The following is a 16,176-nucleotide window of genomic DNA, read 5'->3' on the forward strand; positions in this document are numbered from 1 at the left end:
TGTTTCCTTTCATGCAGGGTGATTGCCGACCGACGCGGGTGCGTCGGCCTCCGGGACACCGTCGCCGGAGTGCCCGGGAGGGCGGCGGCGGCGCAGGATTCGGTTGACGAGCTTCGCGATGCTGCCGACGAGACCCGCGCGGGCCAGCAGGATCACGATGATGAACACCAGGCCCAGCAGGGTCTGCCAGCGGTCGATGTAGCTCGAGACGGTGAACTGCACGATGATGACGATCGCGGCGCCCACGAGCGGGCCGAGCAGGGTGCCGACCCCGCCGAGGATCACCATGACGATCAGCAGGATCGATCCGCTGACGTTCACGCTGTCGGGGCTGACCGACTGGGTGTTCCAGGCGCCGAGGATGCCCGAGACACCGGCGATGAAGCCCGAGATCATGACCGCGGCCACCTTGTACGCGGCGACCGAGTAGCCGAGGCTGCGCATCCGGCTCTCGTTGTCGCGGATGCCGCGCAGGCTCGCGCCGAATGGCGACCTCGAGACCACCCAGAGAACCAGTGTCGCGACGACGAGCACGGCGAGCACGAAGTAGTAGAAGACCCACCAGTTCTCGCGCGCGCTGATCCACTCGGGGCGCTGCAGCAGGATGCCGTTGTCGCCGCCCGTGACGCTCGACCAGCGGAAGGCCAGGCCGTAGATCAGCATCCCGATCGCGAGCGTCACCATGAGGAAGTAGATGCCCGACGTGCGCATCGTCAGGATGCCGTAGACGAACGAGACGACGAGCGTCAGGACGATCGCCAGCAGCACCGAGAGCGCCGGATCCCAACCCTGCTTGAAGGACCACGCGACGGCGTACCCCGCGGCACCCGCGATCGCGGCGTGCCCGAGCGAGGCGAGCCCCGCCTGACCGACGAGGAAGTTGACGCTCGCGGCCGTCATGGCGGCGATCAGGATCGTCGTCGTCTCGCCGACCTGGAACCGGGACACCCCGAGGTAGGGCAGCGCGACGAAGAACACCACGACGAGGGCGAGCAGCAGCAGTTGCACGGCACGCATCGCCCGCCCGCCGGCGGGGCGGGGGAGAGCGTCGGGATCAGCCCGGTGGCCGAGCGGACGACCGGGGTGGCGCGGGTCAGCGGGTTGCTCATGCCTTCTTCCCGAAGAGTCCGGTGGGCCTGATGACGAGGACGAGGGCCATGGGCAGGAAGATCGTGAAGTACGACAGTTCGGGGATCCACACCTTGGCGAACACGTCGATCAGCCCGATCAGCACGGCGCCGACGGCGGCGCCGGAGACGCTGCCCAGTCCGCCGACGATGATCACGACGAGCGCCTTGAGCAGCACCTCGTTGCCCCCGGTCGGGAGGATGCTCTCGGTGCCCGACCCGAGCACACCGCCCACGGCGGCGAGCGCGGCGCCGACGACGAACATGCCGGTGAAGACCCACCGAATGTTGATGCCCATCGCCGAGATGATTTCGCGGTCGTCGACACCGGCACGCACGATCGCGCCGATGCGGGTCTTGTTCTGCACGATCGCGAGGGCGACGCCGATCACGACGGCGACGCCCATGACGAGCACCTTGAACCAGGGGAACGACGCGGATCCGATCGGGAAGCCCCCGATGGCATGGCCGTGCTCGAGAGGTTCTCGGGGTTGCCGCCGAAGATCCACAGGCAGACGTCGCTGATGACGAAGGCGACGCCGATCGTCAGGAGCACCTCGGGCAGCTCCTGGCCGCGCACCCAGCGGAGGAGACCCAGCTCCACGATGAGAGCCAGGACGGCGACGGTCGCGGCGGCGGCGATGAGGGCGACCAGCAGGTTGCCGGTGAGGGCCGAGATCACCACGCCCACGTACGCGCCGACGATGTAGAAGGCGCCGTGCGCCATGTTCACGATGCGCATGAGCCCGAAGACGAGCGTCAGTCCGCTGGCGAGCAGGAAGAACACCGCGGCCTCGCTGAGCCCGTTCAGCGCCTGCTGCGCGATGAACACCGGATCGAACACGTCTGTGAGAGCCTTCCGCGCCATTGGGGATGTGTCTGGGTGGGCGACTCCAGCATTGCAATCGATTGTAGAAATGTCAACGTGCAGTAGAGGTGATCAATAGTGGCATGAGGTTCAGCGGGACTCAACAGATCGATAGCGCGCCCGTCCGATCGCGCCGGCGACGGCGAACCCCGCCGCGCCGGCGATCGAGGCCGCGAACAGGAGCGGGAAGGCGTGACGATCCACGGCGGCCTGGCCCAGCGCGGCGCCGATCGCGCCCCCGAGCATGAGCGAGATCGAGAAGAAGGTCAGGCCCATGGCGCGGGCCGGTGTCGCGGCGTCCGTCATCCACGACTGCAGGGTCGTGTGCGCGAGCGCCCACGCGACGCCCATGAGCGCGGCGCCCGCGAGCACCGACCCGGGGGTGATCGAGATCGCGAGCACGATGAAGGCGGCGACGGCGAAGCAGCCGCCCGAGAGCATGAGCATCCACGGTCTCACTCGGTTGAGAACGAGCTTCATCGCCTGGCTCACGATCACGACGGTCACACCGAACGCCGCGGTCACCAGCCCCGAGACGAAGATGCCCTCGCCGGTCTGCTGCAGCGCCTGCGGCAGGAAGTTGTAGATCCCGATGAGCAGGGTGCCCTCGAGGACGGTGATCAGGTAGAGGACGAGCATCCACCGGCTGCGGATGATCCTGCCCAGCTGCGGCACGAGCCGCTCGTCGTGACCGTGGACCGGCTCGGGGAGCCGGGCCAGCACGATCGTGAGCGCCGCGCCGACGAGGGCGAAACCGACGAAGACCCACCGCCAGGAGAACCACTCGGCCACCGCAGCCGCGCCGAGCGTGCCCAGACCGAGGCCGAGTGCGGTCGCGGTGGCGAGGTTCGACATGGCGCCCGGACGGCGCGGGGCGGGAAGCGTGTCGCCGAAGTAGACGAGCACGGCGGAGAACGTCGCTGCCCAGGATCCGCCGGACAGGATGCGGGCCGCGATGAACAGCGGGAGGGTCGGAGCCAGCGCACTCGCCAGGCCCGCGACCGTGCCGATCGCGGCCGAGATCCACAGCACCCGCACCCGCCCCCAGCGCGTCTGCAGGGGCCCCCAGAGCAACTGAAACGCCGAATACGCGAGTGCGTACCCCGTGATGGCCCAGCCGGTGGTGACGACGTCGGCGTGGAAGTCGCCCGCGATGGTCGGCACCATCGGGAGCGCCAGGGCCCGGTCGACGGTCGACCAGAAGATCGCGAAGGGGAGCACGGCCGTGGCGCCCGGGCGGCGCGCGCCTGCGGCAGCCGGCATCCGGCTCGTCAGCTGCGGAGCCCGTCGGCGGCCGCCGCGTCACGCAGGTAGTCCCAGTCGCGTGCGAAGCGGTAGGCGTACCGGGGCGGCATCTGCGGGGCCTGCGTCTCGAGCCAGCGCACCGCCGCGCCGGTCGCGGCGAAGGAGTGCACGCATCCGACTCCGGCCCAGGCGAAGTCGCCCGGGCCCAGCAGCACCTCCTCGCCGTCGAAGGTGGCGAGCACCTCGCCCTCGAGCACGAGGTACGCCTCCTCCAGCGGGTGGTCGTGGGCGCCCGCCCTGCCGTCCGGTGCGTACTGCACCATGAACATCGTGCCCAGGGTCGCGCCGAGGTCCGAGTCGACCATCATCTTGAGCGAGATACCGCTGTAGACCAGCAGTGCGGTGCGCATGCTCGCCGAGACGGCAAGAAGCTCCTGGGACTGGCGCGCCGGGTCGAGCTGTTCCGGGACGACGCTGCCGAACGACCTCGTGCGCGGGTCGCGCGGATCGACCGGGACGGCCTCCACGGTCGGCAGCTCGGGCACGACGAAGGTGTCCTGGTCGTGCCCGGCGCGTGCCGGCGGAGTGATGAGGTCGGCGATCAGGGCGGGCGAGGAGCCGGACCCAGACCAGCGATGCGGCACGCCGATCGGCACCACGCCGTAGTCCCCGCGGGCAAGGCGCACCGTGGCTTCCGGGGTCGCGAGCACCGTCTCGCCCTCGATCACGTGGAAGCTGTACTCGAACGAGTGCACGTGGGTCGCGCTGCCCGCGTCGGCGTCGATGCGCATCAGGCCGACGTCCGAGTGCGCGGCACCGTCCGGTTCGCCCACGAGCCGCCAGCGGGTGATGCCCCGGGCGCCCGGGATCAGGTCGCCGGGATCGCGGTAGTCGGCATCGGCAGCCCGGCGGACAACGGACGTGGGCATGAGCTCTCGTTTCTGCAAACGGTTGCAGACATGCTAGCCCACGTGTTCAGCAGACCTGAACACTAGGCGGGCGCCGGGCCGGTGGACCCGCGGACCATGAGCGACACCGGGAGATGCACCGTCACCGGTTCCTGCGCCTTCGTCTCGATGGCCTCGAGCAGCACCCGCGCCGCCTCGGCCCCCATCTCCTGCATGGGGACATGCACCGTCGTGAGCGGGGGATTGGAGTCCTGAGCGAACTCGATGTCGTTGAAGCCCGCCACCGAGATGTCGCCCGGGCAGCTGAGACCATGCGCCCGCAGGCTCCGGAGCACGCCGAACGCCACGAGGTCGTTGCCCGCCACGATCGCGGTCGGGCGGTTGCGGTGCTCGGTCAGGATGCGGTCCATCGTCTGCTGCCCGCTCTCGACCGAGAGCGCGGCCGCTTCGACGACCGTCCCCGTGACGCGCCGGGTGGAGGCGCACGCGGCCCGGAACGCCGCGGCACGCGTCTCGCTCGTCGAGAAGTCGGCCGGTCCGGCGATGTGCAGGATCCGGCGATGTCCGAGCTCGGCGAGATGGGCGACCGTCGCGGCGATGCCCGTCGCGTCGTGGCCGGTGACGAGGGGGTAGGGGATGCCGCCGGCGTCACGGTTGAGCATCACGGCGAAGACGCCGGCCTGATACGCCTCGGCCAGAGTGCTCGCGCGCCGCGACCCGGAGGCGACGATGAGCCCGTCGACCCGCCTGCCGAGAAGCGATCCCAGGGCGGCTCGCTCGATCGCATCCGAGCTGTCGGTGTTGGCGAGCAGCGCGGTATAGCCGCGCGGCTGAAGGTAGTTCTCGATGCCGCGGATGATGGGGGAAGAAGGGGTTGGTGAGGTCGGGGATGATCACCCCGATCGTCATCGAGCTGCTCGTCCGCAGACCGCGGGCGATCGCGTTGGGAACGTAACCCAGCTCCCCGGCCGCCGCCTCCACGCGGGCGACCGTGTCGTCGCTCACCTGATGCCGGGTCCGGGCGTTCAGGGCACGCGAGACGGTGGCCTTGTGCACGCCCGCCCGTGTCGCGACGTCGTCGATCGTGACGCGGTGCAGCGGATCGACCGTCACCACCGGCGCTCCTCTCCGTGGGCCCTTGTCGTGGTCGGCCGATCTCACCCGCGGTTCATCCGCGCGAACAGCTCGACCGACGCGTCCAGGGCATCTTCGTACGACAGCTCCGCGAAGCGGTAGAAGGCGGGTCGGCCCATCCGGGTGACGGCGCCGCCGCGCGCGGCCCGTGCGAGCCAGGCCTCGGCCGCGGGCACGACCTCCGCGGGCGGGACGATCTCGTTGATGAGCCCCACCTCGAGTGCCCGGCGTGGGGTGAACGGATCGCCCGAGCCGATGTTCTCCATCGCGAACCGGGTTCCCAGCCGATGGATCAGCGGCACCTGGGCGACCATCGGCCAGATGCCGAGGCCCACCTCACGGGTGCCGATCTGCACATCCGGGCATGCCGTCGCGTAGTCGCATGCGGCGACGATCGAGGCGCCCGAGGCGACGGCGTCGCCGTTCACGGCCGCGGCGACCGGCGTGCCGAGCGTCGGCAGCAGCTTCAGCAGCCCGGCGAGCGCCGTCGAGAACTCGACGGGGTCGCCTCCCGCCTTGATGGCCGGGATGTCGAGGCCGTTGCAGAAGATGCCGCCGGCGCCGGTGATCAGGATCCCCGACACCGACTGGTCGGCATCCGCCGCCATCAGCCGCTCCACGAGCCCCGCGATGACCGTCGGGTTGAGGAGGTTGCCCTCGCCCGCCGGGTTGTCGATGACGACGGTCGCGATGCTCATGCAGCCAAACGTAGTGGCGGCGGATGCCGGTGGACCTGCCGGATTCAGCCGCGCCAGACCGTCTTGACGTTGGTGAACTCGCGGATGCCCTCCTTGGCGAGCTCACGGCCGAAGCCCGAGTTCTTGACGCCGCCGAAGGGCAGCTCCGGGTAGGAGACCGTCATGCCGTTGATGAAGACCGCGCCGGCCTCCAGCTCGCGCACGAAGTGCTCCTCATCGTCGGCATCCCGCGTCCACACCGCGGACGAGAGGCCGAACGTCGTCTGATTGGCGATCCGCACGGCCTCCTCGCGGTCGGCGACTTTGTAGAGCGAGGCCAGCGGACCGAACGCCTCCTCCATGACGAGGCGCATGTCGTCCGTGAGGTCGGTCACGAGGGTCGGGGTGAAGAACCAGCCGGGTCCGTCGACGGGCGTGCCGCCGGCGAGCACCGTCGCGCCCTTCGCGACGGCGTCGTCCAGCAGCTCGATCAGGTCGGCACGCCCCGACTCGGTCGCCACCGGGCCGACGTCGACCGACTCGTCGAACGGGTCGCCGACCTTGAGGGCCTTCATCTTGTCGGCGAAGAGCTTCGCGAACTCGTCGTAGACGTCGGCGTGCACGAGGAAGCGCTTCGCGGCGATGCAGCTCTGGCCGTTGTTCTGCACGCGGGCCTTGACGGCGGTCGTTGCCGCCGCCTCCAGGTCGGCGGACGGCATGACGATGAACGGGTCGGACCCGCCGAGCTCCATGACCGACTTCTTGACCTCGGAGCCGGCGATCGCCGCGACCGAGCGCCCCGCAGGCTCCGAGCCGGTGAGGGTGACGGCCTGGATGCGCGGGTCGCGCAGCACGCCCTCGACCTCGCGGGCGCCGATGAGCAGCGTGCGGAACGATCCGGTGGGGAAGCCGCCGCGCTCGAAGATGGTGTCGAGCCACAGCGCGGCCTGGGGCACGTTCGACGCGTGCTTGAGCACGCCCGTGTTGCCCGCCATGAGCGCGGGAGCGGCGAAGCGAACGACCTGCCAGAGCGGGTAGTTCCACGGCATGACCGCGAGGATGACCCCGAGCGGCTGGTACACCGCGTAGGCCTTCGACGCGCCCACCGCGGAGGGGTCCTGGAGCGGCTCGTCGGCCAGGAACCCCTCGGCGTGGTCGGCGTAGAAGCGCATGTTCTTGGCGCACTTGAGCACCTCGGCCTTGGCCTGCGCGATCGGCTTGCCCATCTCGAGCGTGAGGATGCGCGCGAGGTCGTCCGCCTCGCTCTCGACGATCCCGGCACTCGCGCGCATCCACTCACCGCGCTGCGCGTAGCTCGTGCTCTTCAGCGCCTCGTACGCCGACTGCGCCTCGGCGATGCCGCGTTCCCGCGCCGCGGCGTCGAGCGGGGCGAACTCCTTCACCGTCTCGCCGGTGGCCGGGTTGATGGTCGCGATGGCCATGCGTGTTCCTCTCGTTGTTCGGTTCAGTTCTCGAAGACTTCGGGATGCCGCGCCAGCTCCAGGCGGGTGCGGCGGATGTGGCCGGCGAGAACGCGCTCGGCCTCGTCGAGGTCGTGTCGTCTGATGGCGGAGACGAGCAGCTGATGTTCATAATGCACGCTCCGGTCGCCCTCCAGCCGGATCATCCGGGTGAAGGCCCGCCGATAGTGGTGGGTGCGGTTCCACAGCCGCACCACCGTCTCGCCGAGCACCGCCGTGCCGGCGCCGCGATAGGAGGCGAGGTGGAATTCGCGGTCCAGCCGCAGGAACTCCTCGACGTCGCCGGAGCGCTCCATGGCGTCGGCGAGCGCCTGCAGCGAGCCGACGGCCGCGGCGTCCAGCTGCGGGATGCTGTAGCGCAGCAGCAGCGGCTCGAGCCGCTCCCGGATCTGGTACATCTCCTCGCACTCCGCGAGGCTCAGCCGTGAGACCCAAGCGCCGGTGTTGGCGACCAGCGTGACGAGCCCTTCGGCCTCGAGGATCCGCAGCGCCTCGCGCACCGGCAACCGGCTCGCACCGTGGCGGCCGGCCAGGTCGTCCTGCCGGATGCGGGATCCGGGCGCGTGCTCGCCGCGCAGGATCGCCTCCCGCACCTCACCCGCGATCCGGGCTCCCGCAGCGCCGTGCGTCGGGAGCTCCACCGTCATGTCCGACATTCTCCTCCGCGCCGTTCACTCGGCCGGATGCGCCGGATGCCAGAGCCGACGCGGGGCGTCGGCCTCGTACGCCTTGCCGCCGGGGTAGCTGACGAGCTCGAACTGCATGCCCCAGGGGGCGCGGAAGTACAGCCAGCGCTGCCCCGCCGCCGGTCCGGCGCTCGCGACCGGCTCGCCCATGATCTCGACGTCGTGGGCGCGCAGGTGCGCGATGGCGGCATCCATGTCATCGACGTAGAGGGCGAGGTGGTGACCGCCGATGTCGCTGTTGCGGGGCTCCGCGGACTGTCCGTCGGCGGCGTCGTAGCGGAAGGTCTCGATGTTGGATCCGTTGCCGAGGCGGTAGAAGCGGATCTCGCGGATGACGGTGCGGGGGTGCACGCCGAGCTGCACCGCCATCCAGTCGCCCTCGTCGTCGCGCTTGGCGCCGAGGGTGTAGATGTGCTCGGCGCCGAGGACGTCGACGAGGAAACGCTCCGCCTCGTCGAGGTCGGGCACCGTCACCCCGATGTGGTCGATCCCGCGCATGCCGGGCAGTCCGTGCATCAGCGCCTCCTCCGTGTTGTATCCATCCTGGCGCACATTATGCCGTTTTGCTCCATAGATTCGCGATGGAACGCTTGAATTGAATCCAATCCTGCTCTACCGTGCTTGCATGCCCCGACGACGACGCCTGGAAACCGGTACCCCGTGGGTGGAGCTCAGCACCACCGCCCAGGACTGGAAGGACGCGGACCCCGCGCTCCTGTCCGGCATGCTCGCGGAGCTGCACCTCATCCGGGCCTTCGAGGAGACCGTGCTCGAACTGGCCGGAGAGGGCCTCGTGCACGGCCCCGCCCACTCGAGCATCGGCCAGGAGGGCGGTGCGGTCGGGTCGATCATCGGCCTGCGCACCCCCGACGGCGTGACCGGATCGCACCGCGGCCACCACCAGTTCCTCGCGAAGGCGCTCACCCACGTCACGGGCGGCGCGTTCGAGCTGGACCGCCTCGTGACCGACGACGTGCAGGCGCTGCTGCAGCGCACGCTCGCCGAGATCCTCGGACTCGCCCAGGGGTTCTCCGGCGGCCGAGGCGGCTCGATGCACCTGCAATGGCTCGAGGCCGGCGCCCTCGGCACGAATGCGATCGTCGGGGGCGGGGTGCCCTTCGCCGCGGGCAACGCCTGGGCGCAGAAGCACTCGGGCACGGGCGACCTGACCGTCGCCTACTACGGCGACGGATCGAGCCAGATCGGCTCCGTGCTCGAGTCGATGAACCTCGCAGCCGCCTGGCGCCTGCCGCTCGCGTTCTTCGTCGAGAACAACCTCTACGCGGTGTCGACCCTCATCGACGACGTCGTCGCCGACACCCGGCTGTCGGTGCGCGGACAGGGATTCGGCATCCCGGGCTGGAAGGTCGACGGCATGGACCCGCTCGCGGTGCACCTCGCCGCCCTCGAGGCGGCGGAACGACTGCGCGCGGGAGAGGGCGCGGCGATCATCGAGGCCGACGTCTACCGCTTCTTCCACCAGAACGGCCCGTACCCCGGCAGCGCGTTCGGCTACCGCACGAAGGACGAGGAGGCCGCGTGGCGCGAGCGCGACCCGCTGCTGCGCGTCGCCGCCGAGATGACCAGGCTCGGCCAGCTCGAGAAGGGCGCCGAGGCCGGAGTGCGGGAGCAGGCGCAGGCGGCGATGAGCGCGGCCGTGGCCGCTCTCATCGAGGACGACCCCGACAACGCGGGCACTCGCCGCATCCGGCCCGAGCTCTGGCCCGATCCCGGCTTCGTCGACGTCGGGATCCGCAGCGACGGGACGGAGCTCGCATCCCTCACCGCCGCAGAGCCCGCGGAGCACGCCGGCGCCTGGCGCGACCTCAAGTACGTCGAGGCGGTGGCCGGCGTGATGGATCGCCGCATGGAGACCGACGAGCGCATCGTGGTGCTCGGCGAGGACGTGCATCGGCTGGCCGGCGGCACCAACGGCGCGACCAAGGGCCTCGCCAAGAAATACGGCCCCGATCGCGTCATCGGCACCCCGATCAGTGAGAACGGCTTCGTGGGCCTCGCCGGCGGCATGGCGCTCGACGGCCGCTTCCGCCCCGTCGTCGAGTTCATGTACCCCGACTTCATGTGGGTCGCCGCCGACCAGGTGTTCAACCAGATCGGCAAGGCCCGGCACATGTTCGGCGGCGACAACCGGATGCCGCTCGTGCTGCGCACGAAGGTCGCGATGGGCTCCGGCTACGGCTCGCAGCACCTCATGGACCCCGCCGGGATCTTCGCGACGAGCCCCGGCTGGCGCATCGTCGCCGCCTCCAACGCGGCCGACTACGTGGGCCTCATGAACGCCGCGCTCGCGCTGGAGGACCCGGTGCTGGTCATCGAGCACGTCGACCTCTACGGGCGCGACGACCGCGTGCCCGAGGGCGAGCTCGACTACGTCATCCCGCCCGGCAGCGCCGCGATCCGCCGCGAGGGCTCGGACGTGACCGTCATCAGCTACCTCTCGATGGTGCACCACTGCCTCGAGGCGATCGAGGAGACCGGCATCGATGCGGAGCTCGTCGACCTGCGCTGGCTCGACCGCGCGTCGCTCGACTGGGACACGATCGGCGAGAGCATCCGCAAGACGGGAGCAGTGCTCATCGTCGAGCAGGGCGCGCGGGGCACCTCGTACGGCGGCTGGCTCGCCGACGAGCTGCAGCGCCGCTTCTTCGACTGGCTCGACCAGCCCATCCAGCGCGTCACCGGCGGCGAGGCGAGCCCCAGCATCTCGAAGGTGCTCGAGCGCGCCGCCATCGCCCGCACCGAAGAGGTCGTCGCCGGCCTCGAGCGGGTGCGGGCGGGCTTCGGCGGAGGCCGCTGATGGCCACCGTCGTGCGGATGCCGTCGGTGCTGGCCAACGTGACCGAGGGCGCGATCCAGAGCTGGCTGGCCACCGAGGGGCAGACCGTCGCGGTCGGCGACCCGCTGGCCGAGATCGAGACCGAGAAGGCCGTCGTCGAGTACGCGGCCGAGGTCGAGGGCACCGTCGGCCGGCTTCTCGTGGAGCCGGGCGACAATCTCGCCGTCGGCACGCCCATCGCGGTGATCCTGGCCGAGGGCGAGGGGCAGGACCAGGTCGGACCCGCGCTCGCCGCCGCCGGCGTCACCGTCGGCACGGACGCCGGCCCGGCCCCCGTGCCGCCCGCCGCCGTGCCTGAACAGACCTCCTCGCCGGAGCCCCGGGTGGCGGTGGCTCCGGCGGGGAACCCCGCTCCAGCGGCGCCGACACCGACGCCGTCGCCGTCGCGCGGGCAGCGCACATTCGCGAGCCCGCTCGCGCGGCGGCTCGCGCGGGAGCGCGGCATCGACATCGCGGGCATCGACGGGACCGGCCCCGACGGCCGCATCACACGACGCGACATCGAGCGCGTGCCGGCGTCGAGCGCACCGCAGCCGACCGCGCCCGCCGCGGCGTCCGGTGACGCCGCCTCCTTCACCGACGAGAAGCTGACCGGGATGCGTCGGGCCATCGCGCGCCGGCTCACCGAGAGCAAGACGACCGTGCCGCACTTCTACGTCACGGCGCACGTGCGTGTCGACCGGCTGCTCGAGCTGCGCCGCGAGATCAACGAGACCGCGCCGCGCAAGGTGTCGGTCAACGACCTGGTGCTGAAGGCCGTCTCGGGCGCTCTGCAGCGGGTGCCCGCGGCCAACGCGATCTGGAACGGTGACAGCATCCGCCGGTTCACCGGCGTCGACATCGCCGTCGCCGTGGCGATCGAGGGCGGGCTCGTGACCCCCGTGGTGCGCGCCGTGCAGGACCTCACCATCGGCCGGTTGAGCGCGGTCGTCGCCGACCTCGCCGAACGCGCTCGTGCCGGGCGGCTGCAGCAGCATGAGCTCGAGGGCGGCAGCTTCTCGGTCTCGAACCTCGGCATGTACGGCGTCGACGAGTTCTCCGCGATCCTGAACCCGCCCCAGTCGGGCATCCTCGCGGTGAGTGCCGCGAAGCCCCGGCCGGTCGTCGGCGACGACGGCGCCCTGGCCGTGGCCACCGTCATGACCGTCACCCTGTCGGCGGATCATCGCGTCATCGACGGAGCGGTCGCCGCCGAGTGGATGGCCGCCCTCGTCGAGCTGCTCGAGCATCCGGTGGGCCTGCTGGTCTGACGGCGCGGAGGATGCGCCGATCGTCTCCGCTGGGAGATAATCCATCCCGAGCGGGTGGAGGAGCGTGCCGAAGAGAGTCGATCACGAGCAACGCCGACGCGAGATCATCGAGGCGGCGTGGCGCCTCGTCGCACGCGGCGGCTTCGCCGCTGCGACGATGCGCGAGATCGCGGCGGAGGCGGGATTCGCCAACGGCGGGCTCAAGTACTACTTCGACAGCAAGGACGACCTGCTGATCGCGGCGTTCCAGCACACCTTCTATCGTGTGAACGAGCGCGCCGCCCTCTCGATCGGCGACCGGACGGGGCTCGAGGCCATCCGGCTGCTGTGCCTCGAGATGCTGCCGCTCGACGACGAGCGCTCCGTCGAGGCCCGGGTCGCCGTCGCCTTCTGGGATCGCGCGGCGTCGAGCAAGGCGATGCGCAAGATCCATGCCGACTCGTTCGCGATCTGGCGCACCTGGATGGAGAACGAGTTGCAGACCGCCCGACGTAACGGGCGACTGAACACGGCCGTCTCCGATCGTCAAATCGTCGACGAGTTCCTGGCCGTTACGGCGGGGCTTCGGATCATGCCGATCCTGGAGGCCGGCGCCGCCGAGCCCCTGGACCAGGTCGAGCTCATCGACGCCCTCGTCGCGCGTCTCGAGGCCGGGGATCCCGCGCACGTCCAGCCGCGGACCGCCGCGGCCACCCCCACGGCGTAGACGACCCCATGTGCAGCATCGCTTGACACCTGTCGCTTCTTTTGTCTACAAATGTAGGAATTGATCGCTGCCGATCATCTCGACGACGAGAGCACCCTGAAGGGAGGGAGTGGAGATGGACCCCGTCTTCCTCACTCAGCAGGTGCTGAACGGGCTGAGCTTCGGGGCCCTGCTGTTCCTCGTGGCCAGCGGTTTCACGCTCGTGTTCGGCCTCATGCGCATCTCCAACCTCGCGCACGGCGGCATCTACCTCGTCGGGGCCTACGTCGCGGTGAGCGCCGTCGCCGCGACCGGCAACTTCTGGCTGGGTGTCCTCTCCGGGGCCGTCGCCGGCGCCGGCGTCGGGCTCGTCGTCGAGCGCGGCCTGCTCCGGCGGGTGCGCAACCAGGAGATGCCCGAGGTGCTGGTCACGGTCGGCATCTCCTTCATCATCGCCGACCTCGTGCTCGCCTTCTTCGGCGGCGACCCCAAGTCGTTGCCCTCGGGCGGCACGGGTGCGCCGAGCGGCGTCCTGACGATCGGCGAATTCGGCTACCCGTACTACCGGCTGTTCATCATCGGGGTGACCGTGCTGATCGGTCTGGCGCTGTTCCTGCTGCAGAAGCGCACCCGGATCGGCGCGATCGTCCGCGCGGGGGTCGACAACCGCGAGATGGCCGCGGCCATCGGCATCAACATCGACGCGGTGTTCACCGGGGTGTTCGTCTTCGGCGCCCTGCTCGCCGGGGTCGCGGGAGCCATCGGTTCCGGCCTGCTCAGCCTGACGCCGTCGTCGGGCACCGAGATCCTGCTGTTCGCGATGGTGGTCGTCATCGTCGGCGGTCTCGGCAACATCGCCGGCGCGGCCATCGGCTCCGTGCTCATCGGGATCATCGACGCGTTCGCGAAGGCGTGGGTGCCGGAGTTCTCCTACTTCACGATCTTCGCGCCGATGGCGCTCGTGCTCGTGTTCCGCCCTTACGGACTGCTCGGGAGGCGATCGTGAACCGCGGCCGACTGATCCGCGGGATCGCTTTGGCGGCGATCGCCGTCGTCGCCATCGCGCTGCCCTACGTCGTGACGAGCTACTACGTCATCCTCGCCTCGCTCGTGCTCGCCACCGCCCTGCTGGCCTCGAGCGTCAACATGCTCGCGGGCGACGCGGGGCTGTTCTCACTGGGGCACGCGGGCATCGCCGCCGCCGCAGGCTACGGCGTGGCGTGGGCATCGCGCGAGGGCTACGACATCGGCATCCAACTGGCCATCGCCGGCGGGCTCACGGTGCTCGCGAGCGTGCTCTACGGGCTCATCTCGATGCGAACCAACGGCGTCTTCTTCCTCATGGTCACGCTCGCCGCGGGCATGGTCTGCTACGGCATGGCCTACCGCTGGTCGTCGGTGACCGGGGAGACAACGGCCTCACCGGCGTCCGGCGCCCACCGGTCTTCGCGGAGTACTGGCAGTACTACTTCTTCATCCTGGCGGTCTTCGTCCTCGTCACGATCGCGCTGATCCGGGTCTCGCGCTCGCCCTTCGGGCTCACCGTCCGCGGCATCCGGGACAACGACGCCCGCATGCGCAGCCTCGGCTACGGCATCTCGGCATACAAGTTCGCCGCGGTGGTGCTCTCGGGCGTCGTCGCCGGGATCGCCGGCATCCTCCTGGTCTGGCAGACGGAGTTCATCAGTCCCGCGTCGGCGGGATTCCAGGCGTCGGCTCTCGCCCTCGTGATGGTGGTGCTCGGCGGCACCGGGACCGTCCTCGGGCCGCTCGTCGGTGCGGCGGTGGTCGTGCTCACGCAGCAGGTCGTCAGCACCTACTTCGAGCGATGGCCCACGGTCCTCGGCGCGGTCTTCGTCCTCGTCGTCATCGTGGCTCGCCGGGGGATCCTGGGAGGCTGGGCCTCCTCCTCATCCGTCGTCGGCGACGCCCGCCGACGTCGAGCAACACGCCCGAAATCACAGGAGGTTAGCCATGCATTCCTCTCGCTCACCACGGCGCAGAGCAGTCGTCGTTTCGGCGCTCGCCACCGTCGCGGCTGTGGCCCTCGCGGCCTGCGCGCCCTCGTCGTCGCTCGGCGGCGGCACCAGCACCGGCGGCTCGTCCGCCGACACCTTCAAGGTCGGCGTCCTGGCCCCCATGACCGGGTTCGTGTCGGCCATCGGCAAGGACCTCCAGCAGGGCTGGGATCTCTACTGGAAGCAGAAGGGCACGAAAATCGGTCACTTCACGATCGACACGGTGCTCGAGGACGACGCGAGCAGCGCCGACACCGCGCTCACCAAGGCGGCGCGTCTGGTGAAGGAGGAGAAAGTCGACGTCGTGGTCGGCCCGGTCCTCGCCAACCAGGCGCTCGCCGTCGGCGACTACCTCGATCGGCAGGGCGTTGCGAACCTCGCGCAGTCCTCCGCCGACGATGTGACCCAGCGCAAGGAGAGTCCCCTCGTGCTGCGCACCGGCGCGATGGCGGGAAGCCAGACCACATTCCCCGGCGGCAAGTGGGCCTACGACAAGGGATTCCGCACCGCTGCCACGCTCTGCGTCGACTACGCGTTCGGCTGGGAGTCGTGCGGTGGGTTCGTGAGCGCCTTCACGAGCGCCGGCGGCAAGGTGACGCAGCAACTCTGGTATCCCGGGGATGCGACCGACCTGAGCACCTACGTCACGCAGCTGGCGAGCCAGAAGGTCGACATGGTGTTCGTGGGCACGGCGGGGGGCACGGACAGCTCCAACTTCCTGCGCTCCGCATCGGACTTCGGCCTGCTGAAGACCCCGATCCTCACCAACTGCTGCACCCTCGACCAGGCGATCCTGCAGGACGTCGGCGATATCGCCCTGGGCATCCGGTCGGTCTCCTATTACGCCGAGGGGGCGACCGTCAGGCGTCCTTCGTGAAGGCCTTCGAGAAGGAGTACGGGGTCATCCCGTCCGTCTACGCGATGGGGGCCTACGCGACCGCGCAGCTGCTGGCGGCGGCCCTCGCCGACGCGGATGCCAAGCCGACCGGCAAGAAGCTGGTCTCCGCCATCAAGGGCGCCGATCTGTCGGACACCGTCTGGGGCAAGGTCAGCTTCGACGACCACAACAACATCGTCGGCCCGGTCATGGTGCGCGAAGTCGCGAAGCGCAGCGACGGCAAGCTGTGGAACACCGTGGTCAAGCAGTACGAGGACGTCAGCCAGTTCTGGGACTACGACCCGAAGGAGTTCCTGGCCAGCCCGCCGTTCTCGACCACGCGAACCGGCAAGTGACCCCGCC

Annotated in this window: 17 protein-coding genes and 2 pseudogenes; 8 read left to right on the forward strand and 11 right to left on the reverse strand. The window is 70.1% G+C overall.

Features of this window, described 5'->3' with window-relative positions; all coding sequences use genetic code 11:
- Window positions 1-9 precede the first annotated feature (9 nt).
- From QQK35_RS13070 to QQK35_RS13115, 11 genes and pseudogenes are all read right to left on the reverse strand, one after another.
- Window positions 10-1,008 carry a branched-chain amino acid ABC transporter permease gene (locus QQK35_RS13070; RefSeq protein ID WP_284254555.1) on the reverse strand — a complete coding sequence of 333 codons (999 nt, stop codon included), beginning with the start codon at window positions 1,006-1,008 and terminating at the stop codon, window positions 10-12.
- A 97-nt stretch (window positions 1,009-1,105) separates the two neighbouring features.
- Entirely contained in the window at window positions 1,106-1,534 is a 429-nt protein-coding gene (locus tag QQK35_RS13075) for a branched-chain amino acid ABC transporter permease (protein WP_284254556.1), read from the reverse strand.
- On the reverse strand, window positions 1,516-1,971 hold the full coding sequence (locus QQK35_RS13080) for an ABC transporter permease subunit (RefSeq protein ID WP_284254557.1): 456 nt from the start codon (window positions 1,969-1,971) through the stop codon (window positions 1,516-1,518). The genes QQK35_RS13075 and QQK35_RS13080 overlap by 19 nt, the downstream gene beginning before the upstream one ends.
- 114 nt (window positions 1,972-2,085) lie before the next feature.
- Window positions 2,086-3,258 (reverse strand): MFS transporter, encoded by a 1,173-nt coding sequence (locus tag QQK35_RS13085; protein WP_284254558.1) that lies wholly within the window; start codon window positions 3,256-3,258, stop codon window positions 2,086-2,088.
- A gap of 8 nt (window positions 3,259-3,266) precedes the next feature.
- Window positions 3,267-4,169, reverse strand: coding sequence for a cupin domain-containing protein (locus QQK35_RS13090; RefSeq protein ID WP_284254559.1), 903 nt, complete (start codon window positions 4,167-4,169; stop codon window positions 3,267-3,269).
- A gap of 62 nt (window positions 4,170-4,231) precedes the next feature.
- Window positions 4,232-5,008, reverse strand: coding sequence for a LacI family DNA-binding transcriptional regulator (locus tag QQK35_RS13095; protein ID WP_348535012.1), 777 nt, complete (start codon window positions 5,006-5,008; stop codon window positions 4,232-4,234).
- Window positions 5,009-5,102: 94 nt separating this feature from the next.
- A pseudogene (locus QQK35_RS20525) lies at window positions 5,103-5,309 on the reverse strand (LacI family DNA-binding transcriptional regulator); the annotation flags it as partial.
- Window positions 5,306-5,980, reverse strand: coding sequence for an enoyl-CoA hydratase/isomerase family protein (locus tag QQK35_RS13100; protein ID WP_284254560.1), 675 nt, complete (start codon window positions 5,978-5,980; stop codon window positions 5,306-5,308). The gene QQK35_RS13100 and the pseudogene QQK35_RS20525, both read right to left, overlap by 4 nt.
- 44 nt (window positions 5,981-6,024) lie before the next feature.
- Window positions 6,025-7,401, reverse strand: a complete 1,377-nt coding sequence (locus tag QQK35_RS13105) for an NADP-dependent succinic semialdehyde dehydrogenase (protein WP_284254561.1) — start codon at window positions 7,399-7,401, stop codon at window positions 6,025-6,027.
- A 23-nt stretch (window positions 7,402-7,424) separates the two neighbouring features.
- Window positions 7,425-8,087 (reverse strand): GntR family transcriptional regulator, encoded by a 663-nt coding sequence (locus QQK35_RS13110; RefSeq protein ID WP_284254562.1) that lies wholly within the window; start codon window positions 8,085-8,087, stop codon window positions 7,425-7,427.
- A 24-nt stretch (window positions 8,088-8,111) separates the two neighbouring features.
- Window positions 8,112-8,642, reverse strand: coding sequence for a VOC family protein (locus QQK35_RS13115; RefSeq protein ID WP_284254563.1), 531 nt, complete (start codon window positions 8,640-8,642; stop codon window positions 8,112-8,114).
- A 109-nt stretch (window positions 8,643-8,751) separates the two neighbouring features.
- Between QQK35_RS13115 and QQK35_RS13120 the strand changes: the two genes are divergently transcribed.
- The 8 genes and pseudogenes from QQK35_RS13120 (at window position 8,752) to QQK35_RS13155 (ending at window position 16,169) form a co-directional block, all read left to right on the forward strand.
- Window positions 8,752-10,944 carry an alpha-ketoacid dehydrogenase subunit alpha/beta gene (locus QQK35_RS13120; RefSeq protein ID WP_284254564.1) on the forward strand — a complete coding sequence of 731 codons (2,193 nt, stop codon included), beginning with the start codon at window positions 8,752-8,754 and terminating at the stop codon, window positions 10,942-10,944.
- Complete coding sequence (locus QQK35_RS13125; RefSeq protein ID WP_284254565.1) at window positions 10,944-12,233, forward strand: dihydrolipoamide acetyltransferase family protein; 1,290 nt, start codon at window positions 10,944-10,946, stop codon at window positions 12,231-12,233. Before QQK35_RS13120 ends, QQK35_RS13125 begins: the two co-directional genes overlap by 1 nt.
- Window positions 12,234-12,297: 64 nt before the next feature.
- Window positions 12,298-12,939: a TetR/AcrR family transcriptional regulator gene (locus QQK35_RS13130; RefSeq protein ID WP_284254566.1), complete on the forward strand. Its 642-nt coding sequence runs from the start codon at window positions 12,298-12,300 to the stop codon at window positions 12,937-12,939.
- Window positions 12,940-13,054: 115 nt separating this feature from the next.
- Complete coding sequence (locus QQK35_RS13135; protein WP_284254567.1) at window positions 13,055-13,924, forward strand: branched-chain amino acid ABC transporter permease; 870 nt, start codon at window positions 13,055-13,057, stop codon at window positions 13,922-13,924.
- A complete protein-coding gene (locus tag QQK35_RS13140; protein WP_284254568.1) occupies window positions 13,921-14,430 on the forward strand; it encodes an ABC transporter permease in 510 nt (169 codons plus the stop codon). The genes QQK35_RS13135 and QQK35_RS13140 overlap by 4 nt, the downstream gene beginning before the upstream one ends.
- A pseudogene (locus QQK35_RS20530) lies at window positions 14,430-14,726 on the forward strand (branched-chain amino acid ABC transporter permease); the annotation flags it as partial. The gene QQK35_RS13140 and the pseudogene QQK35_RS20530, both read left to right, overlap by 1 nt.
- Window positions 14,727-14,958: 232 nt before the next feature.
- Window positions 14,959-15,813, forward strand: a complete 855-nt coding sequence (locus QQK35_RS13150) for an ABC transporter substrate-binding protein (RefSeq protein ID WP_284254570.1) — start codon at window positions 14,959-14,961, stop codon at window positions 15,811-15,813.
- The gene (locus QQK35_RS13155) at window positions 15,810-16,169 is read left to right on the forward strand and encodes an ABC transporter substrate-binding protein (protein ID WP_284254571.1); all 360 of its coding nucleotides are present in this window, start codon (window positions 15,810-15,812) and stop codon (window positions 16,167-16,169) included. The genes QQK35_RS13150 and QQK35_RS13155 overlap by 4 nt, the downstream gene beginning before the upstream one ends.
- Window positions 16,170-16,176: the final 7 nt, after the last annotated feature.

It is taken from the genome of Pseudolysinimonas kribbensis (assembly GCF_030161895.1).
Taxonomy (GTDB): domain Bacteria; phylum Actinomycetota; class Actinomycetes; order Actinomycetales; family Microbacteriaceae; genus Pseudolysinimonas; species Pseudolysinimonas kribbensis.